The sequence below is a fragment of the Hespellia stercorisuis DSM 15480 genome, from assembly GCF_900142165.1.
In the GTDB taxonomy this organism is placed as follows: Bacteria; Bacillota; Clostridia; order Lachnospirales; family Lachnospiraceae; genus Hespellia; species Hespellia stercorisuis.
On sequence record NZ_FQZY01000045.1, the window covers coordinates 1 to 26,451 of the forward strand.

General features: G+C 36.6%; 24 protein-coding genes. 5 read left to right on the plus strand and 19 right to left on the minus strand.

Features of this window, described 5'->3' with window-relative positions:
• Positions 1–323: 323 nt before the first annotated feature.
• The 3 genes from BUB85_RS13860 to BUB85_RS13870 are packed head-to-tail and all read right to left on the minus strand — an operon-like array spanning position 324 to position 2,606.
• Positions 324–1,991, minus strand: a complete 1,668-nt coding sequence (locus BUB85_RS13860) for a DUF2075 domain-containing protein (protein ID WP_084534059.1) — start codon at positions 1,989–1,991, stop codon at positions 324–326.
• Between the two features lie 17 nt (positions 1,992–2,008).
• Positions 2,009–2,341, minus strand: coding sequence for a nucleotide pyrophosphohydrolase (locus tag BUB85_RS13865; protein ID WP_073111535.1), 333 nt, complete (start codon positions 2,339–2,341; stop codon positions 2,009–2,011).
• Between the two features lie 55 nt (positions 2,342–2,396).
• Positions 2,397–2,606 carry a helix-turn-helix domain-containing protein gene (locus BUB85_RS13870; RefSeq protein WP_073111588.1) on the minus strand — a complete coding sequence of 70 codons (210 nt, stop codon included), beginning with the start codon at positions 2,604–2,606 and terminating at the stop codon, positions 2,397–2,399.
• A gap of 333 nt (positions 2,607–2,939) precedes the next feature.
• Here BUB85_RS13870 and BUB85_RS13875 point away from each other — a divergent pair, with 333 nt between their 5' ends.
• Positions 2,940–3,557, plus strand: coding sequence for a tyrosine-type recombinase/integrase (locus BUB85_RS13875; RefSeq protein ID WP_073111537.1), 618 nt, complete (start codon positions 2,940–2,942; stop codon positions 3,555–3,557).
• On the opposite strand, the gene BUB85_RS13880 is transcribed toward BUB85_RS13875, so the two are convergent.
• From BUB85_RS13880 to BUB85_RS13895, 4 genes are all read right to left on the minus strand, one after another.
• A complete protein-coding gene (locus BUB85_RS13880; RefSeq protein ID WP_073111539.1) occupies positions 3,545–3,730 on the minus strand; it encodes a hypothetical protein in 186 nt (61 codons plus the stop codon). The genes BUB85_RS13875 and BUB85_RS13880 overlap by 13 nt on opposite strands.
• Positions 3,731–3,732: 2 nt before the next feature.
• Positions 3,733–8,838 carry a DEAD/DEAH box helicase gene (locus BUB85_RS13885; protein WP_242945441.1) on the minus strand — a complete coding sequence of 1,702 codons (5,106 nt, stop codon included), beginning with the start codon at positions 8,836–8,838 and terminating at the stop codon, positions 3,733–3,735.
• Positions 8,839–8,843: 5 nt separating this feature from the next.
• Entirely contained in the window at positions 8,844–12,059 is a 3,216-nt protein-coding gene (locus BUB85_RS13890) for a hypothetical protein (protein WP_073111543.1), read from the minus strand.
• Between the two features lie 319 nt (positions 12,060–12,378).
• A complete protein-coding gene (locus tag BUB85_RS13895; RefSeq protein ID WP_073111545.1) occupies positions 12,379–12,585 on the minus strand; it encodes a helix-turn-helix domain-containing protein in 207 nt (68 codons plus the stop codon).
• Positions 12,586–12,983: 398 nt separating this feature from the next.
• Between BUB85_RS13895 and BUB85_RS21190 the strand changes: the two genes are divergently transcribed.
• The gene (locus tag BUB85_RS21190; protein ID WP_143160736.1) at positions 12,984–13,502 is read left to right on the plus strand and encodes a hypothetical protein; all 519 of its coding nucleotides are present in this window, start codon (positions 12,984–12,986) and stop codon (positions 13,500–13,502) included.
• Between the two features lie 238 nt (positions 13,503–13,740).
• Here the strand turns inward: BUB85_RS21190 and BUB85_RS22470 are convergent, their stop codons facing one another.
• Together BUB85_RS22470 and BUB85_RS22055 are read right to left on the minus strand one after the other, a co-directional pair.
• Complete coding sequence (locus tag BUB85_RS22470; RefSeq protein WP_334293105.1) at positions 13,741–14,214, minus strand: transposase; 474 nt, start codon at positions 14,212–14,214, stop codon at positions 13,741–13,743.
• A gap of 81 nt (positions 14,215–14,295) precedes the next feature.
• On the minus strand, positions 14,296–14,919 hold the full coding sequence (locus BUB85_RS22055) for a transposase (RefSeq protein ID WP_242945436.1): 624 nt from the start codon (positions 14,917–14,919) through the stop codon (positions 14,296–14,298).
• Between the two features lie 302 nt (positions 14,920–15,221).
• Between BUB85_RS22055 and BUB85_RS22060 the strand changes: the two genes are divergently transcribed.
• The 3 genes from BUB85_RS22060 to BUB85_RS13915 are packed head-to-tail and all read left to right on the plus strand — an operon-like array spanning position 15,222 to position 17,439.
• Positions 15,222–16,691: a Mu transposase domain-containing protein gene (locus tag BUB85_RS22060; protein WP_242945438.1), complete on the plus strand. Its 1,470-nt coding sequence runs from the start codon at positions 15,222–15,224 to the stop codon at positions 16,689–16,691.
• 2 nt (positions 16,692–16,693) lie between these two features.
• Complete coding sequence (locus BUB85_RS22065; RefSeq protein ID WP_242945439.1) at positions 16,694–16,864, plus strand: hypothetical protein; 171 nt, start codon at positions 16,694–16,696, stop codon at positions 16,862–16,864.
• 38 nt (positions 16,865–16,902) lie between these two features.
• Positions 16,903–17,439, plus strand: a complete 537-nt coding sequence (locus BUB85_RS13915; RefSeq protein ID WP_242945442.1) for an ATP-binding protein — start codon at positions 16,903–16,905, stop codon at positions 17,437–17,439.
• A gap of 42 nt (positions 17,440–17,481) precedes the next feature.
• Here BUB85_RS13915 and BUB85_RS13920 read toward each other — a convergent pair whose 3' ends face one another.
• From BUB85_RS13920 to BUB85_RS13965, 10 genes are all read right to left on the minus strand, one after another.
• The gene (locus BUB85_RS13920) at positions 17,482–17,709 is read right to left on the minus strand and encodes a hypothetical protein (protein ID WP_073111551.1); all 228 of its coding nucleotides are present in this window, start codon (positions 17,707–17,709) and stop codon (positions 17,482–17,484) included.
• A gap of 67 nt (positions 17,710–17,776) precedes the next feature.
• On the minus strand, positions 17,777–18,238 hold the full coding sequence (locus tag BUB85_RS13925; protein ID WP_143160737.1) for a TIGR02391 family protein: 462 nt from the start codon (positions 18,236–18,238) through the stop codon (positions 17,777–17,779).
• A 172-nt stretch (positions 18,239–18,410) separates the two neighbouring features.
• Positions 18,411–19,307 carry a nucleotidyl transferase AbiEii/AbiGii toxin family protein gene (locus BUB85_RS13930; protein WP_200803576.1) on the minus strand — a complete coding sequence of 299 codons (897 nt, stop codon included), beginning with the start codon at positions 19,305–19,307 and terminating at the stop codon, positions 18,411–18,413.
• Positions 19,307–19,894 (minus strand): type IV toxin-antitoxin system AbiEi family antitoxin domain-containing protein, encoded by a 588-nt coding sequence (locus BUB85_RS13935; RefSeq protein ID WP_073111558.1) that lies wholly within the window; start codon positions 19,892–19,894, stop codon positions 19,307–19,309. Before BUB85_RS13935 ends, BUB85_RS13930 begins: the two co-directional genes overlap by 1 nt.
• A gap of 329 nt (positions 19,895–20,223) precedes the next feature.
• Complete coding sequence (locus BUB85_RS22745) at positions 20,224–20,511, minus strand: HNH endonuclease (protein WP_330392329.1); 288 nt, start codon at positions 20,509–20,511, stop codon at positions 20,224–20,226.
• A 203-nt stretch (positions 20,512–20,714) separates the two neighbouring features.
• Entirely contained in the window at positions 20,715–22,016 is a 1,302-nt protein-coding gene (locus BUB85_RS13945; protein WP_073111560.1) for an ATP-binding protein, read from the minus strand.
• 341 nt (positions 22,017–22,357) lie between these two features.
• A complete protein-coding gene (locus BUB85_RS13950; RefSeq protein WP_073111562.1) occupies positions 22,358–23,764 on the minus strand; it encodes a sensor domain-containing diguanylate cyclase in 1,407 nt (468 codons plus the stop codon).
• Positions 23,765–23,903: 139 nt separating this feature from the next.
• Positions 23,904–25,289: an MATE family efflux transporter gene (locus BUB85_RS13955; protein ID WP_073111564.1), complete on the minus strand. Its 1,386-nt coding sequence runs from the start codon at positions 25,287–25,289 to the stop codon at positions 23,904–23,906.
• Between the two features lie 79 nt (positions 25,290–25,368).
• Positions 25,369–25,731, minus strand: a complete 363-nt coding sequence (locus BUB85_RS13960) for a MarR family winged helix-turn-helix transcriptional regulator (protein ID WP_242945440.1) — start codon at positions 25,729–25,731, stop codon at positions 25,369–25,371.
• A 180-nt stretch (positions 25,732–25,911) separates the two neighbouring features.
• Positions 25,912–26,394, minus strand: coding sequence for a hypothetical protein (locus BUB85_RS13965; RefSeq protein WP_073111568.1), 483 nt, complete (start codon positions 26,392–26,394; stop codon positions 25,912–25,914).
• Positions 26,395–26,451 lie beyond the last annotated feature (57 nt).

A 26,451-nucleotide genomic window follows, 5' to 3' on the forward strand; every position in this document is an offset into this window, starting at 1 on the left:
TTCTTCCTTGTGTTTTATGTCTCCATTGTACTAAAAACTCAGGAAAAAAGCGAATTCACATAGATTCACCTATGGTGAAAATGACTGTGGATAAGTAATGTTTTTCAATGTTCAGTTGTTGTTAAATATATTCAAAAGCCATAGAATTTGGCTTTGAATCAGAGTTATTTGAAAGATTGAAAGAGTAATCCACAATGAATTAAATTATTCAATCACAAACAATTGGTTATCCACCAATTACCGAAATAATATCGCAAAACAGGTTTTAAAAATTCTCTGTTTTGTACAAAAATTAATTAGTTCCCCAAGGGGGTTCTGAACAGTTACAACTTTTTTAAGGTTTCCTCGTCTGTTCTCGCTTTTACTTTCGAATCTTTGTATTCATCCAAATTGATAACAATTGAATTAATTTCAAAATCATAATCAATTTCTTTTCCAAAAATAACTCCAACATAATTCATATCATATCCTTGTGTAGTATGGATACATCCAATTGTACAATGCGAATCCTGTCTAGTAACCCATGACTCATTGGTTAAATTCCAAATGAACTTATGCTTCTCAATCAGAATGTCATACTCACCATTTTTCACGAGTAAATCGTAACATGACATATCATCTTTCGGTTTATTCTTCTGTTTTGTTTTCCATTCCCACGAAAAACCTGCAACGGTCTTGCACAAACCCATTTCGTCATCTTTTTTACGAACAGTTTCCACGAGATGTTCTACGTCGTCAAAAATCATGAACTCGTAATTCTCCATATTTTCACGTTTTTTTCGTCTGCATGCCATTACATCTTTAATATACTGTAGATAAGTATCTCCGCCCTCGCATCTCATCTGAGTTTCAAGAGTATGTTCATTTGTTTTATAATTATACTTTGCCAAAGTGTCTTTGTAATCTTCATGTGAAATATCTGAAGACTTAACACTCTGAGTTTTATCATAAAAAAGAACAATATGTCTTGCTGATTTCAAAACCCATTCCAGCTGATTCGTTTCCATTGGATCTAAATCTAATGCTCGACTAGTATCATCAAATGGTTTATAACCAGTAAGATTTTTACGTTTTGATAATCTATGTGACTCATCAACAAATAAAATATCATAATCGTTCTTTATCACATGAGTTGGGCCAATGACCATTTCACTTACCAGTCCATTACCACACGCTTTGAAAACCTTTTGAACTGTTCCTCTTATCCCTGGCATCGGAAATACAAAGCCAATTTTAAAGGGTTTTCCACCTCTTTCAGTTAAAATGTAATTTTTTAATCTTAATAATGTATTTCTCTTATTCTCATCTATATCATCCTCAAAATTATCTGATTTTACATTCAACAAACTATCATCAATATTGATTGCATTCACTAACGAATTAATAATACTGATTGCAAGTACTGTTTTTCCTGTACCTGCACAACCTTGTACCAGGCTCACACCATTTATTTCTCTTGAAAAACTATCAATAATTTCGTTAATAACATCAATACTGACCTCATTCTGTTCTCCTGTAAGAGCGTTATATGGAGAAAATTTAAAAATATTTTTATTCTCAATTATTTCAAGAGAATTTTTAGCCAGATTTCTATCAATCATTTCTTTCCAAATAACCATAAACTGATTTCGATAAAACTTTCTCTGATAATAATCGTGTATAGCCTGCTGTCCCTTGTTCTTATTCATTATATTTTTAAATCTACCATCGACTGAGCAATATTTAATCAAACGCTGCTCATAATCTAAAATAACCGACTTATTAAAACGACCATCAAAAACAATCTCTATAACTTTCAGATTCTTCTTTTCTTCATTTTTCAAATGTTGACTTATTCGAGTAGCAGCACTTGTTGTTTCCCCTATATAGAGATTATTATCATCGTGAATAAGATAAACTACAGGCCAGTTAGTTCCCTTTGTCGTCTCCTTCAATTTTTGCAATCCACTCTCATTAAATGTGAATTCTTGTATTCCATTCATAACGGGCATAACGGCACCTCACATTATTACAATTTATTGTACTTATCGCTCTTTCCTTTTGCTTTTTCAACGGGATATTTTTCATCATTACGCTTGATTTTCTCTTGTACTATTTCATCCAAATCTAACCCGCATACATCTGCCATCAAAACACAATAATTAATGACATCTGCAAGTTCTTCTTTGATTTTCTCGATTTTCTTGTCGGAAGAAATATCGGCACCACTCCATTGAAAAACTTCTAATAATTCTGATGCCTCTAAAGAGATTGAAATTGCTAAATCTTTTGGATTATGAAATTGTTTCCACTCTCTGTCATCTCTAAATTTCAAAATTTGATTAATTGTTTCCTGTGTCATATTGTTTATTCTCCATCCTTCTAATTCCAAGTATATTTTTCACATCTATCGCCACCTATTTTTCATCCGGAACAAACTCCAGAATATCTCCAACTTCACATTTCAAAGTCTTACAAATTTTCTCCAAACAATGTGTACTCACATGCTCATTCTTTCCAAGTTTGGCAAGCACATTTGTAGTAAGCCCTGCCTGATCTCGGAGATCCACTTTTTTCATTTCTTTGTCGATTAATAATTTCCATAATTTGTTATAGCGAACTGCCATATTCATACCTTTCTCTAATAAATCATCAATATTTATACTGTGCAATAATAGCCTCTTATTGTACCAAATCGCTGGCGCGATGGCTAGCGTAGTCTTTGATACAATGTCTTGCACCTCTTATTTTTCTAAATAAAAAGGTAGCGTTTTTTGCTTATATGTTTTATTGTTGAATCACCACAAGACAACCTTAAACATTTCGCAAAAACCGCTACTATGTTTAATTTATCATGTTTTACTAAATTCAACAACAACATATCTCATTTTTTATTCGTCCGCCACCTTTTTTGAATTGTAACTAATCATTTTGCAATTCAATTTTAAGGAGGTTCCATTATGGACAAATATTTTAATTCTTTTCGAAAGATGATCTCTCTTCGCGGGCTTACTGACCACACTCTTAATGCTTACTGCACTTACATTCGTGCTTACCTTGATTATCTTGAAAATATTCTTCACAAACTTCCAGAAGACGTGACCTGGGCTGAACTGCGCGATTTCATCAGGTGGCTTTCAGGCAACAGATCTCTTTCTGATCGAACCATCAACTGTGTGATTTCCCAGCTTCGTTTTTTCACCATGTATATTCTTCACAATCCATGGGATAATACCCAGCTTCCTTTACGTAAGTTTGATACCTATATTCCTTTTGTTCCCACAAAAGATGAGGTCATGTCTTATTTTTCCGATATCCCTGATTTAAAAGAGAGAACCATGCTTGTTCTCATGTATTCCTCTGGGCTTCGGCTTGGTGAAGTATGCTCTCTTCACTATGAAGATATCCATCGTAAGCAGATGCGAATTTATATCCGTCGTGCCAAGAACCGTTCAGCTAGATATGCCATTCTTTCAAAGTATGCTCTTGATCTGCTTACCGCCTATTGGTTTCAGAGTGATAAACCGAAAGAATGGTTATTTCCAGGACTGAATAAACCTGATAATCATTTCGGATGAAAAATAACAAAATCCGTTTCACTTTCAAGAACTTGATTTCCTTTAAATGTCACAATTTCAAAGGAGTGAAATACATAATAATCCTCATGTAACTGATTCAATTCATCAAATATTATTCCTTCATGGCTTTTTTGATCAAATTCTTTTGATATATCTGGTATCATTCTCGCCATTGCTATTCACTCACCTTTTCTAAAAATTCAGATACATCAAAACCTTCCTTGGTCGAATACACATTCCAACCGGTTTTCTTTGCCACTAAATAATCATCATGGGAATCATTTAGGAACAAAACAACCTGCTTCTGATCCCATATTAGATTTGCTGTAAAGTCTTCACCTGTTTCTTCAATTTTAACAGTCTTACTATAATATGGTTTTGCTATTGCTTCTGGACTGGCTTCTTTAATTGCATTGACAAGTTTAATTTCATCATCGTCAAAACAATCATCCAACAAATCATCCCAGATTTCATCAGCAGTTTCAGTTCCCGCATTTCTTCCATCATTGCCAAAAATTAGCTTCATTTTCTTCTTTGAATCTGATACCTGACTATTCCAATGCCAACGCTCATTCTGATAGAAACCAGATACTCCCTCTATTTCAAATAACAGACGTTTAATAACATCCATCGCTAGCTTTCTGACCAGCTTGTTATGGTATGACTGGTTATAATAATTTCTGAGGCAGTTATAGCATGATGTATTTTCATCACAACACTCTTTACTAACCTTATCTAATCCAGCCTTAAGCGAACTTACAATTGCATCTTTGCTAAGCAATCTCTTAACATGTCCCGCGCCTCCAGGTACATTATCATATAGTAAGATATCATAACTCTGCATATCCAAATTAAGTTCCAACACGCCATCAATATCAGTTCTTTCAATACCTAGAGCGATACTTACCCCCTCAAGGAATGCATACAAGAATGAAAGTGCTTGTGGAAAACTCACTTTATCAACTGAATCCAACATCGGAATTGTAAATCTTGCAACATCAGTTTCAAACTTATGACCCAGACGAATATACTCTAAAGTATCATTAGCACAATCATATTGTTTATAGTTTTTATGTTTTTTCAATGTTTGAGGCGTCCTTGGACCATGTTTTACAATTTCACTATAACCGCAATCCGGACACATATAAAAACCAGATTTATTCATAACAAGAAGCTCATCATCACTGCTAGTTTCAACACCTATAGTATTGCCAATGACTAATCGTTTCTCATCTGTTTTTCCGCCGCCAACATATGTTACTTCACCCGCATAAGATCTCTTCGGTTTGAGTCGTGTACTCTCTTTTGTTTCACCACTTTTAAATCCGTTACTAGGCTCAATGTAATATTCTGCTGCTTCTGTTCGTATATCCTGGCCACAATACTTACACTTAGCTTCATCCTCCATACTTAGGAAGATGTTAGTTTTTTTACAGGTAGGACATGTCACAAACCAATTCTTTGTAAACTGAGCGTTCTTTTTAAGTGTAATGTACTTTGATGTATATTTATTTTTATCAACAATAACCTCAGAATCCGGAGCATATTCAGAAATAGCAACCTTGAGATCTCTACTCATTGCGTATTTATTTACAGGTACACCGTTCTCATACACCTGAAGATCAACTACATCCACCGGAAATCCATATTTAGGAATAACGCAATATTTAGATAATGATTCAAGCACATCTTGCTTCTTTAGGTTTTCTATTTGCTTCTTATAATAATCAGAATCAGATCCTCGATCCTCTTTTACAGCCTGTTCTTTTGCCTTTTCATATTCCTGAATCATCTCTAAAATAGATTCTACAAAATGAGCCATTTTCTCGTCTTCACCACCCATTTCATCAATCCATTTAAAATCCCTATATTCATCATACTGAACTTCAGGAATAATCTTCTTGTTGATATATTCATTTAAATCTTCCGGATGAGAAAGCATATACTTCTTGAAAGCTTCTGTACCACCATTAATAACTAAAGCCTCTAAACACTTAAACATCTCTGGATTCAATCTAAAGAAATATCCTAAACTTGTAGCCATCAAATGTCTTACAATAATCTTCTTATTAAGCACATTGAAACATGGCGGATTTATTACACCTGAAATCATCTTCTCTGGTTCAGAAAAATATGTATAGTCGTGTGAACCAGTTCCGCAATATGTAAGGATATAGGCAGCGCTATCCTTTCTTCGACCTGCACGTCCAGCTCTCTGTACATAATTTGCAGGTGTAGGAGGAACATTACGCATAAATACAGTCTCTAGTCCACCAATATCAATACCCATTTCAAATGTTGTTGAACAGCTTAGAATATTAATCTTCTTGTTCTTAAAATCTATTTGGTATTCTTTAGCTTGCTTTCTATCAAGCTGAGCTGTATGCTCCTGGATCACAATACTTTCTATCTTCTTTTCCTTGTATTGAGTACGATAGAAATTAGTTGCTAATGCTTCATCAGGATTTACTTCTGATAAAGAACCTGTGCATTTATCCTGTGTACACTTGCCCCTAAGATTATAAGGTGTCAACCTTCCACATTTACTGCACTGATAAAACTTTGATGTTTTGTAATTCTTGATCACATATCTGCTAGCATCAATCTGATATGCATCCTTCTTATCATGCTTGTGCAAAATCTTTTCACTTCCAGCAGCCTCACTTGCTTGAATCAAAAGGCTAAATACCATTTCGAGTGTATTTTTTGCTTCTTCTGAGGTACATCCAAATACAGTTTTTACATATCTTACAACCATGTTCTCTTCGCCCTTAACAGGAAGGAAGCTTCTAATTCCCTGAATTGTTTTAGGGCAATTAAACATAACATAATTGTTGAATCTTCTGTATTCCAAAATATCCTTTTTCTCTTCAGGAGTAAGTGTCGACTTAACATAGTTAATTGCAGGAGTAACTTTAAACACACCTAATACAACCTGCATAAGAATGCTGAGTTCTTCCTTATTCATCTTGCAGCCATACTGAGCGAATGCTTCTTCTATATCCTCGTCAGAAAATTCATCCAGAATTTCATGAATATCCAAATCAAAATAGTACAATCCTAATCCTTCACTATCATAAGCGCCTTCAACTCGCAAAAGATCAACTAGAATAGCAGCCCATGCGTTTTTATGTGAGCCCATATTATTTTGGAATAAATCCTTTGTTCTAATTGACTCTGTCAAATAAGATGCCAGTTCATCAACTCCCATATCCTTATAGCCATTTTGAACAATCATCTCCCAAATCAAACGCTTTCTAAGCATTCTGACATGATTAGCATCAAAGAATACAGCTGCAAAACTTGCCTGCTGTCTACTATCAGAAAATGCTAAATACTGCTTAACCTTTTCTTCTTTAGGTACTTCAACTACTTTACTCATATGCTTAAGAGATATCTTTTTTACTTGCTTAGTTTTCTGGTCTCCCTCATCAATAGCTTCATAAAGCATCTGACCTATTAACGCTGTTCCTTCATCCTTGCCCATATTAAGAGCCTTAACAACACCAGACTTTCCTTTGTGGCCGCAGCAAGGACACTGAGTAATATTATTATAGATGGAGTCTTCATCATTTTCTTTTTCCTGCATTACGCGATAAGCGACAAATCGATGCACTTCTCCACACTTGCACTTCTTTGCGTTTAGATTTCCTTCGGCATGAATTTCTCCACACTTAGCACAAACGCTATATTCTTCAAGAATATCCTTATCTACTTCTTCCTCATTGACAGCATTTTCAAGAAGGAAATAATCAATCTTTACATACTGGTCATTTCCGTAATTCTCATAAATATCAATTTCCTTGTTTTGAAGAAGATAATTCATTTGATCATCTTCACGACGCTGAATTTTACCGATAATATAAGGTGAATTGCAATAACGACAGTTGCCCACTTCAAAAGCCTTCATTCCATCAATCTCATTTGTCTTAGTAAGGCTAAGTTTTGCTTCTTTTCCGTAGGTAATATAAGCCCCAGAAAGAGGACGTACAAATGAATGATATTTCAAGTCAAATAGTCCGATACCATCCTTTTCTGCTGCATTGATAATATCAATCAGAGTAATAAGCTCATCCTTCAACATATACTCATAGAACTCGTTATAAAGAATATTAAAATCTTTACTACCAGATTTTAATAAAGTACTTAATGTATAAACATTCTCATCTCTAGATAATAGTTCATACAATACTTCTCTTACATTTGAAGCATTACAGCTATAGTATTTACCGGCAATATTTTTAACCTCATCCAAAGATTCCATATTATCCTTGATACTCTGATAATCACTTCCAGCAACTCTATATGAAACCTTCTCCTGTAAAGGAATTCTTTTAGAAAAAATAATATCACTACTCTCATATTCTGCTGAAGTCAGACTCTTTGCAAACTTAATAATGTCCGCTTCAGATTTTCCCTGTTGTCCCAAAGTCGCACTGGTGAGAATAAACTGTGGACGCTTAGGTGCTAATCCAGTAAGTCTTCGAAGAAGAAGTGATAATTCAATACCAAGTGAACCATTATATGTATGTGCCTCGTCCAATACTACATATTTCCAATTGTGCAATCTCTGTTCTTCAAAAATCGCATAATCATTAGGACGAATAAGCAAGTACTCTAGCATAGAATAGTTGGTAAACAGTAAATGTGGTGGATTCTCACGAATTTCCTCTCTGGATACAAGTTCGTTATCAGGAATTACCACATCATTTTCTTCGCCTAATTTTTTCCTAGTATTAGCAGTCGCTTTTTCCGGAGTATCACCTGTAAAGAAACCAAACGTAATTTCTGGACAATGCATTAGAATTCTTCTGATACGATCAATCTGGTCATTGACAAGCGCGTTCATCGGATACAGGAAAATAGCTCTGACCCCTACTTCCTTATTTCCTTTTTCTACATCAAACAGTAGATCATTCAAAATAGGATATAGAAAACTTTCTGTTTTTCCTGAGCCTGTACCAGTTGTAATTATCGCACTATGACCTTTTCCAATTGTACAAATCGATTCCTCCTGATGAGAATATAATGGTCTAGTAAAATTAATATCATCCAATCGCCTAAATGATTTACACACCACACCTTCTTCAATCAACGATTCTAAGTTCTTTCCTCTTTGAAACGGAAAACTCAAATCTACGTATGGACCCTTGAATAATTTTTCCTTTTCCAGCTGGTCTACAAATAGTTTTTGTAAATGACTTTTTCCAAATTCAAATGATGATTTCAAATATTCTTTATACTTATCATCAATGTATTGTGATCTCTCAATCGGATTCATTTTTTTCACTGTTCATCTTCCCCCTTCAAGCTAATTGCATATAAGAAAATATCTGGCGCAGTTGGATGCTCCATTGAATTTAGTATTCCTCTATGTTCCAGATCAAGCAATAACCCATCACCTTGGTTAGTCATATAGATATCCATCGTGCCATCTATAACATCACTACATAACTCCACATCAACTGGATTTATATTAAAAAGGAAAAAATCGCCCTTGTGAGACTTACTATATACATGTCCTTCAAAAATGCCATTCTCTGCATCAATTACATCTGTTAACTTCAAGTAATATTTATTAAAGAACCACTGTTTCTCAACAAACTCACCTCGAACAATCTGATTAAAATATGCTTCGGTTATTTTGTAAGATCTACCAACAAAATCCTCTTTAGCATAAAATGTTCTGCGTTCTTCTAATAACAGCGTGCTCTTCCTGAACTGTAGAATCTTCGTTTTCTCATAAAACTGAATAGTGTATTCTTGAAACGAATTTAAATCTGTAATAGTACTTATTTGTCCACTCTCCAACAATTTACTGGTAAGTATTTTCTCTTCATCAGTATTATACACCTCAAAAAACACTTTATTCTTACCGTAAAACATTGGTTTTATTGTCACTTTTGGGGGCTTATCAAAACATAATATTTCTGTTTTCTCTTCATCAATAACACACTTATTATAGCAAGACAATGCATGTTTTGCTTTGCCATTTGCAGTAAAAACTAGCGTAACATATCTATTTCCATTTTTATAAGATGACAAAAAGAAAACCGGAAGTTGTTTGTAATATCCCCTATCAATGAGCTTAATGTCATCCTCTGCCAATGTCCCTGATTCTGTATAAAGAAGCAATCCATCACATTCCGAATCATACAAGGTCAAGACACTCTTATCATTAATGTCATCTATCCATAAGTCATCGGATTGCGAGCACCATTCACAACCTGATAACTTGTAAAATCCAAAATCAAAAGGTATGTAATAGCTATAATATATTCCTGCATAATTGAACTGAATAAACCCCGGATTGAAGTCCTTCGCTTGTACCTCATCATCAATGCCGTGATCTAATAATTCAGATGTCACCTGAACCCTATAAATCGAATCAGCTAGCATCTCTTTCGAGTATGTAAGTTCTGTATCAAAAACCATATCAGCTTGTAAAAGTGTATTTTTACGGCCTGATACAAGCTGATTCACTTCAATTTCGTATATGCCAGTTTCCTGTAAATCCAGCTCAACAACATACTTTGTAGAACCAGGTTTTTCAGTAACTTTGTACTGCATCTCACTTAACTTATGCGGCTTCCCATTAATATCTATTTCAAATTTAGTTGATGAGTTATCTGCTTCAAAAACGACAAAACAATCATCATGATAAACAGGTATTATTTTATCTTCATTCTCTTTTTGAATTCCGCAATTAGAATATAATTGTCCAAAAACACCAGGTTTTGCCATAGAAGAAAAATTGAAAATATCATGTCCTATTTCTATGGCATCTCCCATTCTAACCAACTTATATCCGATGCAATAATTCTCTTTGGGAAGGATGTTGTCTATTGTTGCTTCGCCCTTCTTATAGACGATATATACTGTTCCTTCAAAATCTGTATTGTTACTAACTTCCTGACCTTCGTTGTTGAAAACTATACAGTTGCGATAAAGCTTATCTCTACTGTCATATATAATTTCATTGCCAGCCACTAATCGGTATGTAAGTTTTCCTAACGGTTTTACCAATTCAATTTTTTCTGTATTAACCTGATAGCCACCGATTATTTCACGAATATCACAATTATTATTTCTATATATTTCTTTACCGTCATTAAGTACAACTACTTCAATATCCCTATAGTCATACTGTGATTTCACTCTATGCGCAGGGGGATTAAGGTACACTGAATTGTTAAGCATTAAGAACTTTGGCTCCCAGTGTGATCTTAATTCAGAATCACTCTTCTTGTGCTCATGGCCTCCTCTGGCACTTTCTTCTAATGTCTTCTCCCAACCATCATATCCAACTTTTAAGTATGGATTAAAGATCTTTACATCCTTATCCCAGAAGCGTCGATCTATCAGTTTTACAATAATAATACTTAACTTAATAACAGCATCCAATCCATCTTCACGATTGATCAACTGCTTTGTTGCAGTTATTAACTTGTAGGTTTTCTGGGTGACTTTAATAGATATATCATCTCCATCAGAAAGCATGTTATTTCTCAATCCTTCAAAAACAAATTGAAAATCTTCATAAGGTTCTTCTGGGAGATCGTACTCAAAATTCAGTTTATAAATGTCAAAAACAAATTCAAAGAATGCAGGGAGAAATGTTTGTGGCACAATTGCATTTTCCAGGGCCACGTTAATGATTCTGATTCTGCTGCCAGATTCAGATTGTTTCTTATACTTACTTAAAATAGAACGTATTTTACCTTCAACCTTTTGTTCAGAAAATCTTTCATAAAGTGATTTATAGGTATCACGTACACTATCATAATAATTTCCATCATATTCAAGCATCGCAACAAGAACTAGCGAAACAACAATTATTTCCTGATTTCTACAATATCCACTATATGAACCAACTACTTGCATAAGATTACTCTCAGCTCTACTATGGATTTCATTTATCGCAGACTCATTATTCAAAATATCAATCAGATCTGTACCAATATTTTTCTTTTCCTTAACAAGTTTACACAAATAAGCAAGTTTATTCTCAAACTGTGCATTTCGAATTCTTGTATTTAACATATCAAGAGGTTTTGCCTGCTCTTCTTCGGTAACAATTCCATCTTCAAGCACGTCATCAATTGCCTTACAAAGTTCAGCACTTGGTTTGTGACCTCTAATGCTATCCCCATAAGCATCCATCCACTCTTTAAGGTGCAATACTTCAGCCTCATTCACCTCACCATCGCAAACTACGCCTTCGACAATCCCATTAATCTCATAAATGCGCGATGATCTATCTTCTATTTTTTTCAGATGTTCTTCACAAGTATTCAACATCAAATCTTTTTCATTATCATCGATCATATGATCTTCAAGTACAGAATCAACCATCTTAATCAATTCTATCTGATATTTTTCATACGCAAGATTTCTATTTTTATCTACCCATGACTGAAGGCGCACTACTTCCCTATCATTTATTACACCATCAAAATTTATGCCTTTAATAATCCCAATAAGCTCGTTTATATTTTGCAACCTTCAATCCTCCTTAGTAAATTTTCACTTATTTCTATTCCCCATAAAGTTTATAACCTATAGATGCTGATTTATCACTTTCGCATCTTTTTAGTATAAATATAATTCAACAACATTATTAAGCTACTCAGCAATCTTCGCAAATGGTTTATTCAAATCCAGCGTTTTCACGCCAATTTCACTCCCATACATCGATTACTTGTTTGTCTGCCATTTATTTTTCCTCCATCTTTGCTGGGTATCTTTCTCCCAGCTTAGTTTTTCCTTGATCACATCCTATCAAATGAGCTGTCCCATTATCAGTACTCCTTCCTAATCGTTATCGCTCCGGTAGAATTTCTAAAATATCATCAACACTGCATTCAAACTTTCTGCAAATCCGAACAATGATTTCCATTGAAACAAATTCATTTCTTGAGAGTTTTGCTAATGTGTTCGTACTTATACCAACTGCTTTGGCAAATTCCGTTTTATTCATTTCTTTATCAATTAGCATTTTGAAAAGTTTATTGTATGTAACATCCATGATGTGCCTCCTGCTTCCAACTAAGGAATTGTCATTACGGGGTAAAATAACCTATCGTCATTATACCACTCAGATTATCAAATACAAAGAATATTATTGGGACTTTGCAAATAAAATTTCCCATCTTTTACAATTTGATTCCTTTATATCGCAGAATATATCTGCGAACAGGGGCATTTTCTACAAGACTTTTAAACCGTTATAGGCTGTATGTAAATTCCAGGGGCACTGTTTTTTCTGACATATACATTGTGAACCCCAAAAAATCAACTCAGAAAGGTAGGAATTTACAATGTCAGAAAAAATTTTAGATAAAAAGGCTATTCGCTACAAAAGCAATGAAAAGGAGATTTTGAAATGTTTTGCAAATACTCCATGCTTCTTTGGAGTAAACAAGATTGTTTAAAATGTCACCATCCAATCCATTGATTCTGAAATACTTGAAAAAAGTCAGTAGCTATAATAACCTCTGTAAAACCAATCCAACTATGGATTTCGATGACGATTCTGTATCTGTGTACCGTCGTTACTACAGTATTAATATTTCAGATAATAAATTTGGAAATCATACCGTTTCGCAAGGAAGCAAACCACCATACACGTATTCTACCCGCTTAACATTAATTCATGGTGGCTTAGATGTGGATACCGCAAGTATGGAAGGACTCTGGAAACGTTATCAGCACGCTTGCGAACTTCTTGAAGGATACGGTATTGTTCTCGATAATAACATTCCTCTTGTTCCTTACACCATGGAATTCAGTATTACATTTGTATGCGATGATGTATTACCTCTCCGCACACGCAAATATATCATCAACTCTTTTTCCGAGGGTCATTACGCTTCAGATTCAAAACATTACACCGGAACCAGCACTCCAACAGACAAACATACTGCTCACAGTCAATGTCAGTAACTTAGTAAAAATTCATGGAGAAAGCATACAGACAATGTTATGGAGATATTAACTTAAGAGTAGAAACAACTACCAGCATATAAAAACACAAAAAAGAGGACTTGGAATATGAGATCCGTTGTCCAACTGTGTGAAAATTCATATGACCAAAAGACGAAAACAGCCGAATTTTGAAAAATGGTTGCATTCATCTGAAAGTGTACTATTATATAAGATGTGTTATCGTTTTTAATGCGTGTTAGTTTCGATAACAAAAACTAAGTGGTAGCTTGAATCTTTTCTGTCGGGGAAAGATTCTATTAGGTCTGATTGCTTCGATATTTTGAGCAATCAGACCTTCCACATCTAAAATTGTCTTCCCATCATGAATACGCAGAAAATCTCTGCAGATTTTGAAGGCTTCAGAATAATTAGCCTGATACTCGTACTTCATTTCACCGCTGTCTATCGTTGTGTTTACTACTATTTCCGTCTCAAAATTGTGAAGGATCGCCCTTGCCCATACTTCCTGAATAATATATTTATATTTTTTTGAACGGAAAGCTTTTAGGCATAAGGGATATTTAATATCCCGGAACGCATTTTCTTCGCTCCATCTCAAGTGATAAAGATCCTTAAATTCACTTATATCGAATTCAAGGTTTGGAAGATTAGTAATAAGATTTTCAAAGCAGTTTTCTGAAATTTCAATCCTGACAATGCGAAGAGCGATCGTGTATTATGGATTATCTTCCGAAAGATAATCCATAGGAACATCTTTGCAAATATGTCTGTAGTTATCTTCTTTATCTGCCTACAGCCGATTCTTTTTGGACCGCGACCCGCTAAGAATACGATCCACATGACAATCGATTTCACGAATTCCGTCAAGAGAGAAACCAAGCAGGCTTTCTGTTTTTTTATCAGTGCAACGAATTAAAAAAGACTGATCATTTTCAATGACGTGAGCAAAATCGTTAAAAGAAGCATATCCTCTATCACAGATATAGATCGTAGCTGGATCAGTAGCATCGGCAGCATCAACCATTTCACAGAAGGCACTATATTCATTATGTTTCCGGCCAGACTGAATTACAATATCTTGAAAACGTCTGTCCTGGATGGAATAAAAAGCATTGATATGAATTTGATTATATTCTCTTGGTGATTTATTATTTGGTTCGTAAAAGGTATCGTTGTCATCTGGGTTTCTGAAAATATCTACGGCGGAACCGTCACAGGCAATGAGTTGATACTTATCTTTGTAAAGGTTCTTTTTAAATTTTTTGTTAAAGAGGAAAAGGAACTTGCGAAGAGCATCTTGTTTTAACTTGAATCGCTGTTTATGAAATGCTGCTTTTGAGAGAGCAGCTATAATCCATCCGAAGTATCGATAGAGTTTTTCTTTAACGAGGTCACCTTCCATGGTCAAAAACATAAGCAAAAAATCCTTAAATCCAAATTTCCTGTTGTGTGAGAAATCCTTACCGGGATGAACGGCGTAATCATCTGGATTAGAGGCAAACTGTAAATGGCGATACCCAACGGTCGCTTTTGCGGAGCTAATCGGCCGCGATGCGCAGCAGAGCGGCTATATAATACTTACCATTTAGCATAGATCGTTCCATAATGATGGTAACCACTTCAACGTGGAAATACATCATGAGGAGGATAATGCTATGCTCGATTACAAAGAGATCATTATCAAACACTATGCTCTGAACATGTCCGGCCGTAAGATTGCCGGATGATATCACAAACTATGGGATTGCAGAACTGGTCTATGGTAGCAGTCCATCTTCAAATGGCAGGGATGATAGTTACGAATTGCCCGACTATTCCAAAGTCAATAGTCAGATGCGAACACGTAAGAACATGACACTCGTTTATCAATGGAATCGTTACAAGAAAGAATGTATTGCTGATGAACGTAAGTTTTATTCTTACAGGCAGTTCTGCGACCGTTATAGCAGTTGGTACGATGACAATGATGAGAGTGCTCATTTTACACCAATCATTGGGCAAACCATGGAGGTTGACTTCGCTGGTAAGACATTTGAACTGACCAACAGGCTGACCGGAGAGATAATACCTATTGTTGTTTTCGTATCCCTCCTTCCATACTCACAGTATATTTATGCGGAAGGGATGGTATCAACAAAAGAACCCCAGTGGATTCAGGTCAATAATAATGCACTGGCATATTTCGGTGGAGTAACGCCACTTACAATCTGTGATAATTGCAAGCAGACTGTGATCACCAACATCGACTGGATACAACCGGAATTAAATAAGGATTATGCAGAATGGGCGGATCATAATCATACAGCTATTCTACCGGCTAAAGTTCGGAAGCCCAAATTTAAGAGTTCTGTTGAAAATGCAGTCGGTATTCTCGAAAAGGGATTTTTTCATGACATGGAAGAGTGTCCCTACTTCAACATCGAACAGTTTAATGCTGAATTGTGGGAAAATGTCGCTAAACTGAACCAGGAACCATTTAAGAACAAGGAGCATAATCGATGCTACTACTGGGAAGAAGAAAAGACTGAGTTAATGCCCCTCCCTCCAATACCTTACGAGTACATGGAGAGAAAAGAGGCAAAGGTGTCAAGCGACTTCCATGTACGCTTTGACAATGCTTATTATAGCGTAGATAAAGCATTTAAGCATCAAAAAATATCGGTAAGCGCAACTTCTTCTAAAGTGAGAATCTTTTCAAAGAACGGTGAGTTTATTTGCGAACACCAGCGAGCTGTGCATAAAGGACAATGGTGTACCAATCCAGAACATCTGCCAAAAGACTACAATGGATACCGGGAATGGAATGCTGAATACTTCATTCGTAAGGCAATGACCATTGGACCACATACGGTAGACGTAATAAAATATGTCCTTGCATGCCATAAACTAGAGGTTCAGACTTATCGTATGTGCCTTGGCATCCTGAATTACTCTCAAAAATACGGAAAGGAAGCACTAGAAGAATGCTGTCGGCAGGCATTATCAGTAAACAAAGTAACTTATACTTACATAAAGAATTCTATACCTGCTATTGCAGAAGAATTCACATCTCCGGAAACAAAAGCAAAAATCAACGAAGAACGCAACAAAGGTGCATATGTCATGGATGCAAGTGCCATAGACATCAATAAACTTCTTTCCAAAAGCCAGGATCTGGCACGTACTGTCGGAAAGGAGGGCAAGTAATTATGCTTACAGGAGAAAAAATGGTAAACAGCCTTGTGGATGAACTGAATGAAATCGGAATGCCAAGCATGGCTGCCACATTGGACAAAATATATCATTCTGAACGTTTTCTATCGTTGGATCATTTGACATTGATGTCAGAACTGATTGGGTCAGAATACGGGATAAGATAAACAAGCGAGTTAACAACCGGCTTCGTCATGCAAAACTGATTGGATGCCCTCAAACACTTGGAGAATGCCAGAATTCAAGAACCAGAGAGTATCTGCCGGTAAGAATTACCGAAGTATTATCTTCCATTGCATTTGTCCCGGATGGACTCAATGTATGCATTTTGGGGCCGTCAGACAGCGGTAAAACACATCTTGCTAAGGCATTGGGCATAGTTGCCTGTAATGATTACAAGGTGGAATATCACCACTGTGAGTCTTATCTTGAAGGCATGGTTTCACTAAAAGAAACGGATTATAAAAAATATGACCGAAAGATGACGTTGCTCTCGAAACTTGATCTGTTGATATTGGATGATTTCCTTCCCCACACCATTACAGATGAGCGGGAAATAAAAGTTATGTTTTCTGTTTTGGAGAAACGGTGTGAAGCATCAAAAAGCACAATTGTCCGCTCACAACGTGAGCCAAAAAGCTGGGCATCTATGATATTAAATGATGAAGTGGCCTCGAATGCAATCACGAAGAGAGCAACGAAGCATTATACCGTAGTAATTAACACAAAATCAGCCAACTAAACACTGGCCGTTATCACCGCCGGGTGGCCGCTGGTAATCGCATCAGCGACCGCTGACTGGCGCCAATTTCACTGGATAACTACCGCTTCCATCACGCTTGCCAACCGCCGTATATCTGGTAATGAAATCCAGAATGCTGGATGAAAAACGATGCTTATTTGAAAATGTCACCACCGGATCCGTATCATATTTTCTCAGTTCCAGCTTTCCAAACCGGTTGATACAAAAAACCCCCACCATTTCTTTCCCTGAAAAAAACAGACAGCTCATGATTTCTCATAAACGGTCCGCCTTTCTTTGCGATATTTATCCAATCGAACATATCGATACAATATCTCTATTTATTATACTGATGAACAACCGTACATTCATCTAATTGCCTATGCAAAAAAGATATACGAGTTACACCATTCAAAATTTCTTTCAAACCATTTTGTGCATTTCTCTGAGAAGATGTTTGTAATGCATTCATAGCCAATTTCGGATTATTTACCGCTAAAGCCTGATCAAATAATCTCGTTCCATCGTCTTGAATTCCTATTTTTTCCCTAACCTTTTCTGATAGACTTTTCGCCGCCTCAAAAACTGCATGGAAATAGTTTTCCTGTAAGTATTCTTCTTTACAGCATTTTAAAGCATCCTCATGAATATGGCGTTTTTGCAGTTCATTCACCAAACTCCTTGTCCTACGTTCAATTTCTGAAATTGTCGTAGCCACTGGAACTTTAACCAATTTTCCTTCCTGTGTCATTTGCAGTCCAAGCTGCATTAACGGCTTATTTATCTCCTCAAGAATCAAATCATAATTTCCCTACTTCGTCATTCTATAATTCCTTCAAAGTAAACCCAACCGTCCACAGCCCCTTCTTGCTGGAATCCTTCACAAGCTTCGCCTTAAATCCCATCCACATACATGTCCACATCAAAAAAGGACTATGTATCACTACACAATCCGTAATATGTATATCCCCCTATTTATGCCATGACAATTCCTCTTTCCCCCAGTGTGCTTCATAGTTCTCATGATTCTCAATCGAATCAATAACTGGTGCAAGAAAATTCATCACAACGTCTAATGTTTCCTGAAGTTCAACATTAATCATAGCTTTCTTTTTCTTAATAAAGGCTTTCCATCTACTCTGCCTGATTCGATCAGCTGCAAAATCATTGTCGAACGCAACAATATCCTCAAACGTAGTCGCTCTATGCTCAAATGTCTCCATAATTGCATGTTGAAGCATATTTCCATCAATATCATACCTGGTAACCAGAACATATATATCATAGAAATCCTTATATCGACTATTTGCCAAGCCCAGATTCACAAAAGCCTCAAATTTTTCGGCGATTGCCGTTACCAATGTATATCCATATAATTTTGGCGCATCCATCTCTAATATCGTTGGGAAATCAATTTGAACACGTTCCGGATAAATCACATCACCAAATCCAATATCAATAGACACTGGAATTTTGGTTCTATCCAGATAAGCCATCACTGTAACCTTCACTCCATGATATTCTTTGAATTCTGTAATATTCTGCACATCCAAAGTTCCCAAATCATATCGTAAAGTATCGTCACAGTCTATTGAAAAAATGTCTGTAAATACAACCTTCATCTTCTCTGCATCATTAGGAATATGCTGCGCCAACAAATCTATATCTGTCGTTGCTCTGGCATATTCGCCATCAAATAATGCATATAAAAAGATTCCACCTTTTAGTGTAAATCGCTCCGCATACTCCGATATCGAAAGACGATACAGTGCTCTCTCAAGTCCATACAAAACAAGTGCATCCTGCATTGTTTTACCAGTTTCTTTCGCAAAGTTCTTTAATCTGTCTTTCACTGAATTAACATTCATTATACAAGCACCTCCAGATAAGTTTTCATAACATCACTGCACTTTAGAAGCTCTGCATATCGAATAAGTCGATTCAGATTTCTGTCTTTTCTTTGCAGATAATTTGTCAGTATCTCTTTTGTTTCTTCAATCCCAACTCGTTCTCGATAAAAGACAATATCAACTACTGTCTTTTCTATATCATAAATTTTGAATTCATTTTTTCCTTCATGAATCGTGGAAATCCCAGTTTTAAATCTATCATCTGGAAAATAGAAAACGTCAATCTGAGGCCAATCTGGCATTGTCGAAATCTTCGATTTTCTTTGAATAGCCACATCTACTGCATCTGTTCTATAAGTTGTAAGATTGTAATATGCAGCTGCACTCATCAGACATATAATCCCCTTTGGAGCGTAAGCCGGGACATAAAAGAAATCCGATTCCTCGCCTGAATAACTTATGTTTTCATAATATTTTTTTGTCAGTTTGATCAGTAGTCCTTCATCGACCATTTGATTTATCTTATAGTGAGAAAAACCTGCGTTTTTCAGTTCATCTACCGAATATATTTTTTTGTCAGTAGAGAGCGAGAGTTCTTTTGCCATTCATATCACCTCTCTCATAGTATTGCCAAGATATGCAAAAATATTTTTAATGTTTTTCGGCATTTTACTATTATTGCCGAATTTCATTTAAATTGTATATCTTAACTTTACCTTTGTCAATATCTCACTACTACAAATTTTTTCCTTATTCCCCCATCTTTTATTCCGCGATTTTACACACATGACCCCGCCACCGTTTCCCTGGTGGATTACCTATGGAGATTTTGGCCCCCCACCGGTTCTTCCAATAGTGTCCCCGATGCGCATGAATCGTCGAGTGACACGACTTGCACAGCGCAATCAGATTCTCTCAATCGTGTGTGCCACCTTCACTCAATGGTTTTTTTGTGATGAACTTCCTCAGTCTGTACAAGCACACCCTTTTCATAACATAATTCACAGAAGGGATGCTGCTTCGCATAGCTATCACGAATCCGCTTCCATGCTCTGCCATATCTCCGTCTGGTATCAGGATTACGTCCATACTTTTCATACTGGTTGTTCCTTACCTTGGTGTGTTCCTCACAGTATCTGCCGTCCACTAACTGGTTACATCCCGGATAAGCACACGGAGTTTTAAGCTTCTTTGGCATCTGCTTCACCTCAATTCTCTGCATAGAAAAAGCCCGGTACGATTTCTCCTACTGGGCCGTCCCTGTCATTCACTTTTGATAATATCATATATGCTTGTGCCATGCTGTGTCAACCTTTATTCCGGAACAACAGAGCTGTTTAATGCTGATGCACGAATACGATCTGTCAGTCTTTTTTAATAGATTTACAAATCCATCATCATCGGTTCAGTCTTAGGAATCTTGTATTAGCAATTCAAACTATTAACATCCAGCAAAAACTCTTTCACCCCCATCATGACATAACCATTGTCATCACTCCTTGGCTTCATACTTTTTTCTACAAGAATAATCTTCTTGAAAGAATCATTTGCTTTGTCAAAGGATCTGGTTTCCTGTTTATATTTCTCCTCATCGGGAATTGCATAAGCTGATTGAAGATAATACTTTTTGCTGCCCATAGTGGCAATAAAATCAATTTCCAGTTGTTTTCTTATTTCTTTCCCAGTCTCGTCTCTTTCTCGTGATTCTACAACACCCACATCAACTTTAAAACCACGGAAGCGCAATTCATTGTAAATAATATTTTCCATGACATGAGTTCCCTCAATTTGTCTGAAATTCAGTCTTGCATTGCGAAGTCCCACATCTTCAAAATATATTTTATATGGAGTTCCTATATATTTTCTTCCCTTTACATCGAATCTCTTCACTCTATTAAGCATAAATGCATCTTCCATATGCTCAATATATTTGTCTACCGTTACTTCGCTTATTCTTGTTCGCTTTACAGAAGCAAAGGTGGCAGAAAGTTTTCTTGGGTTCGTTAGTGTTGAAATTCCAGAGGAAATCACATCCAGTAATTCTCCAATTGCACAATCCTCATGCAAATGATATCGGTTAATGATATCCCTTAGATACAAATTTTTCATTTGAGTTATAAGATACGCCACCTTCTGTTCTTCTGTGCCCATAAGTGCTACTGCCGGAAGTCCTCCATAAACAGAATAATCATCAAAAGCTTCCTCTTTGCTTCCATCATATACACTGAAATATTCAGAGAATGATAATGGTAAAATGTGAATTTCATCACCACGTCCTTCAAACTCTGTCAAAATATCTTTTGAAAGGAATCTGGAATTACTCCCAGTAACATATACATCTAAATTCTTTTTACGCAGAAATCCATTTAGTACGGACTCAAATGCCCCAAGATTCTGAACCTCATCCAACAGCAAATAATACATTTCTTTATCTATGATTTGCTGGTTCAAATACTCTAAAAATCTTTTAGGATCCACCTTTCTGTCTTCTTTTGTATTATCAAGCATAAGAGGGTCCTCTCCAATCTTGAGCAAGTCGTCCGCAGAGTCAAATGCAAACATAATCATATGATTATCTTTAATTCCGTTTTGAATCAAATGATTGTAAAACAATGTATTTAACAAATACGATTTTCCACATCTTCTGATCCCAGTAATTACCTTGATAAATCCATTGTGTTTTCGATTAATCAGTCGCCTAAGATACACATCTCTTTTTATTTCCATTTGCCACCCCACGAATGAATGTTTTTGCCGTTTACGTCACTTTTATAAAACAAATTATACATCTATTATTTTCACATGTAAACTCTTCGTTTTATATTTTTGCCGTATATGGCGAAAATATTCATATATCTAGTTTATTATTTTATTAATATAAATCTGCAAATCTGACTCTCCAGAAATATTGGTAAATCGTTGGTAAAATCGAGCTTGAAGTGCAGAAAACGTTCGAATTACAAGGATTTTTTCATGCCCCGAGTATCCTGCCGTAGCAGATGAAAAAGAGACCTCAACTTTGGGCGTTGAACTCTCTCTTTAAAAACAATATTTTATTTATTTGCAATTTATCTCATTCGCCGGTCATGCTTCGAATAGTACAGCTTCTTGTTTTCAAGCATTTGCTCATCAGCTAAATGCACAGCCCCGGAAACGCCAGTGACATTCCGCTGTGTTGCCACACCATAAGCAATGCTATATCCTTTTTTCATAAGTGTTTCATATACGATTTCAGCTTTTGCCTGGCATTCGTCTTGACTCATATTTTCTATGACTGCTACAAATTCATCACCGCCTGCTCGGAAGACCAAATGTGCAGGATATTCTTCCTGTATCGTCTCTGCCACCTTACGAAGCATTCTGTCTCCGGCCGCATGTCCCTTCAAATTATTCAGTTCATGTAAGCCATTTACGTCAATGTATACACAGGAAATCAGTTCAAACGTTTTATCCTTATTCGAAGTCAGGAAAGCCTCATAAGCATTTCTGTTCTGCAATCCAGTCACTTTGTCGCTCATTCCCAACTTGCGCGTCTGACGATACGCATTAAAAATAGAAATCGTTACAAACAACATGTACAAGAAAATGATTGTACCGATTTTTGCCGCCATTCGATATAAGGTATTGTTGATTTCGTTACTGCTCTTTAATGCATATCTGTCCTGCACTGTTACCATAACGCTCCAGTTATTGATACCGACCGGTTCGTAATGCATATACAATATATCTCCGGTCGACTGGGATACGAATGCCAAATTTCCACCCTCGCCATTTTTTATCTTAACGGCAGCATCCTGGAAATTATCCTTCGATATATTTTTTCTGTTGTAGAAATCGGATATATTGCCGACCGAATTGTGCCAGGTGTCTAACAGAAAATCTCCCGTGTTGCCATCGACAAGATATACATATGCGTTGCCCTCGTAAATGTTTGTGATATATTCTTCCTCGAAGCTGGTGAGTCCAACTACGCCATACAGCATATAAACAGTTTGACCATTCTGTATGACCGGAACAGCATTTCGTATGACTCTTGCAGCTGAGTCTTTTGTACTGTACGAAATATCAGAAATATAAACTCCTTTTTTGGCTTCCTCATTAAAATCCAATGATTCACTCACATCGCGAACAGTTCCGTCTGCATCCAGCATGGTATTATCCGGATACAATAGTTCAACATAATCCACATATGATGTGGTACTGTCATAGCTATTCAAAATATTACACAAGTCACTGCGTGACTGTTCTCCTCCGTTTGCAATGATTGTAGCCATTGCAGTCAGAATCGTGTGATCCATATCTGTTGTTTTATATAAATCCGCTGCCAGTCGGTCAGCTGCTTCATCAAGATAAGCGAAACAATTTTCCTCTGTCTGTGTTTGAACAGATTTTATCGCATTATAAACCAAAATTATCAATAATACAGCAGACACAAAGGTCACCAGACCCGCAACTATTTTAAAGTTCTTACGCATTTGTGTAACTCCTTTAAAAAACGTATTTTGTATCTATCTATTATACCAAGAATCGTGTTGAAATCACAGCGGAATATTAAATCATCCGCTTAATTGAAAAGGAACTAGAACATAAATAACAGTTTGATTTTTTAGTTCATTAACTGAAAATTGTAAGATGATTTCCAGTGCCCGCAGGAGATATTTTATATAAATGCTTCTGTTCCCTGTAAACAAGGACAATCGAAAGTATCAATGCCAATGCGTCGCTGACAGGCTGTGCCATGAAAATGCCGTTAATCCCCCAAAGCATAGAGAAGATGTAGATAAACGGTATCAAGAACAGAATCTGCCTTAAAAATGTAATCACGATTGAAGGGACAGGCTTTGCGATCGACTGGAAGAATGTCGTTACAAGCATTACAAATCCCAGGATAGGCGTGATACAAAAATTTGTCCGAAGTCCTGTAACCCCGAGCTCCAGCATTTCATCGGTAGCACCAAAGGCCATCAGGATCGCTTCTGGAAAAAACATGACAATAAGCCAGATTATACAGGTGACGCCTACCGAAAAAGCAGAAGCCTGATACAATGTAGCCATAACTCTTCTGTAGTTTTTCGCGCCGAAATTATTGCCAATAATAGGCTGAATACCTTGACTGATCCCGCTTGCAGGCATTATCACAAATGTCATAATGCTCGCAACAACAGCGTACACGCTGATTGCCGTATCCGAGCCATATTTGCCTAATTGACTGTTATAGACAAGACTGATCAGCCCCATAGCCATTTGTGCGATCCAAAAAGCAAAACCACAGGATACGATTTTTCTGGAAAGTTCAAAATCAAAAGAAAATGTTTTTCTTTCAATCTCCACTTTCGTATAACCTTTGAAAACGAGGTATGCGCCAAATAACGCAGAGAGGATTTGTCCTATCACGGTCGCCCAGGCCGCCCCTGTAACTCCCCAGTCCAGAACTGCCACAAACACAGCATCAAGGATGATGTTTGTCACAGCGCCGATGCCGGTGACGCACATTCCCCAAACAGGCTTTCCGGAAACACGCACAAAATCACAGAAAACCTGCGTAAGCCCTTGAAACAGACACCCCAATGCAACAATCTTATAATATTCAAGCGCATACTCATATGCCGTCTCTGTTACTCCAAATATCTTGAGGATCGGATCTGCAAAAATAAGCAGAAGCACCGACAACAGAATTTCAAAAATAACGACTAATATCAATGCATTTCCAAAGGAACGGTTCATATTTTTCTGCTCGCCTTTCCCCGCAAACAAGCTGAACAGAGAGGAACCGCCCGCGCTGCAGGTAAGCCCGAAAGCCATCATCATATAGGAAAGGGGAAAGCAGATCGATAATCCGGCCAATGCGGAAGTACCATTAAAATTTCCTACAAATATGCGGTCGACGATATTATAAATTGCTGTGATCAGAAGTGAAATCGCTGCCGGAATGGAATACTTCAAAATCATAGGGAATAATTTCCCCGTCGAAAAATCATTTGTTTCGTTTATTTGGTTCATTTAATTTTTCCTCGCTTTCATTTTATAAGTTAGTTTCCTAAGTATCTGTGTGAAAATTGGGGATAACACATCTAAATTTTCATTCAGACAAGTTATCCATCATTTTCTCAATCACCCTGAAAAAGACTTGCAAATCTGCTTCCGGAATGTCTTTCACAAGTGTTTCCTCTAATGTGGTCAAATCCTCTACAACCTGTCGTTTATACGACAAGGCTTTCTCCGTTACAACAATCTTTTTCAGGCGATTATCATAAGCTACCGACTCACGGACAATAAGCCCATTCTTTTCCATCTGCTTTAATAATTCCGTTGCCGTAGACGGACGTATACTGTATTCTTCCTCAATATCTTTTTGAAATATATCTTCTGTCTGCGCAAGTAAAAAGTGAAGCGTTCTCCCCTGCGAGCCGCTAAACTCTTTCCGTGAAGAAAATGCATCCAACTTCCTGCGCAGCTTGTTAGAAAGCTTGCTAACATACCTCGCAGCACTTTGTGTAAGAGAAATCATAACGTCTTCCTTTCTTAGTTTCCTAAGTAATTCTATATCAAATATCTTTATTTGTCAAGTCCGATGTCATCAGCCCATTTTTCCGATATCACCAGTCCATTTTCTCCTTGATTGTTAATCATTAAAAGTCCTTATGTCCCCTTTATCAGCTGAAATTTCAAATTCAATCTTTGTGTCCTTCGCCCCTATGAGCTTTATACGGTTTTTTCCTGCATCAACATGAAATGTATCCGATTCTTTCTGTTCAAAATCTGACTCGGGTGTACATTCTGCAAGTTCGGTCACGGTGTTGTCCGGAGAAATCAGTACTAATTTTGCTTTACCGGAAGAGACCTTGATCTTATAAGATATGTTTATATCTGTGGGTGCGTCAGCATTCAGCTTCCAGATGGTTCCCATGCCCTCCATGCGTTCTGCTGAACCGGAGATACAATTGTTTTTCACATTCTGCCTGGAGCGGATCAGATTATAGCTGTCATAGTTTTTGACGATCATCTTCTCATCATTATATACTTTGATCCCGGTATTCAAAGAGCACCCCGATGTAGCTGCCAGCAAAACTGCCACTATTGATATAATTTTTATGATTTTACGCATCCGCTTTCTCCCTCACTGTTTTTTCCTGTTCCGCTTTCCTGTTCCACTTTCCTGTTC

Coding starts and splice junctions, on each gene's coding strand:
- BUB85_RS13860 (WP_084534059.1), bottom strand. CDS start 1,991: ATGCCCGTTATGAATGGAATACAAGAATTCACATTTAATGAGAGTGGA.
- BUB85_RS13865 (WP_073111535.1), bottom strand. CDS start 2,341: ATGACACAGGAAACAATTAATCAAATTTTGAAATTTAGAGATGACAGA.
- BUB85_RS13870 (WP_073111588.1), bottom strand. CDS start 2,606: ATGGCAGTTCGCTATAACAAATTATGGAAATTATTAATCGACAAAGAA.
- BUB85_RS13875 (WP_073111537.1), top strand. CDS start 2,940: ATGGACAAATATTTTAATTCTTTTCGAAAGATGATCTCTCTTCGCGGG.
- BUB85_RS13880 (WP_073111539.1), bottom strand. CDS start 3,730: ATGGCGAGAATGATACCAGATATATCAAAAGAATTTGATCAAAAAAGC.
- BUB85_RS13885 (WP_242945441.1), bottom strand. CDS start 8,838: ATGAATCCGATTGAGAGATCACAATACATTGATGATAAGTATAAAGAA.
- BUB85_RS13895 (WP_073111545.1), bottom strand. CDS start 12,585: ATGGATGTTACATACAATAAACTTTTCAAAATGCTAATTGATAAAGAA.
- BUB85_RS22055 (WP_242945436.1), bottom strand. CDS start 14,919: ATGTTTTTGACCATGGAAGGTGACCTCGTTAAAGAAAAACTCTATCGA.
- BUB85_RS22065 (WP_242945439.1), top strand. CDS start 16,694: ATGCTTACAGGAGAAAAAATGGTAAACAGCCTTGTGGATGAACTGAAT.
- BUB85_RS13920 (WP_073111551.1), bottom strand. CDS start 17,709: ATGAGCTGTCTGTTTTTTTCAGGGAAAGAAATGGTGGGGGTTTTTTGT.
- BUB85_RS13930 (WP_200803576.1), bottom strand. CDS start 19,307: ATGAATGTTAATTCAGTGAAAGACAGATTAAAGAACTTTGCGAAAGAA.
- BUB85_RS13935 (WP_073111558.1), bottom strand. CDS start 19,894: ATGGCAAAAGAACTCTCGCTCTCTACTGACAAAAAAATATATTCGGTA.
- BUB85_RS22745 (WP_330392329.1), bottom strand. CDS start 20,511: ATGCAGAGAATTGAGGTGAAGCAGATGCCAAAGAAGCTTAAAACTCCG.
- BUB85_RS13945 (WP_073111560.1), bottom strand. CDS start 22,016: ATGGAAATAAAAAGAGATGTGTATCTTAGGCGACTGATTAATCGAAAA.
- BUB85_RS13950 (WP_073111562.1), bottom strand. CDS start 23,764: ATGCGTAAGAACTTTAAAATAGTTGCGGGTCTGGTGACCTTTGTGTCT.
- BUB85_RS13955 (WP_073111564.1), bottom strand. CDS start 25,289: ATGAACCAAATAAACGAAACAAATGATTTTTCGACGGGGAAATTATTC.
- BUB85_RS13965 (WP_073111568.1), bottom strand. CDS start 26,394: ATGCGTAAAATCATAAAAATTATATCAATAGTGGCAGTTTTGCTGGCA.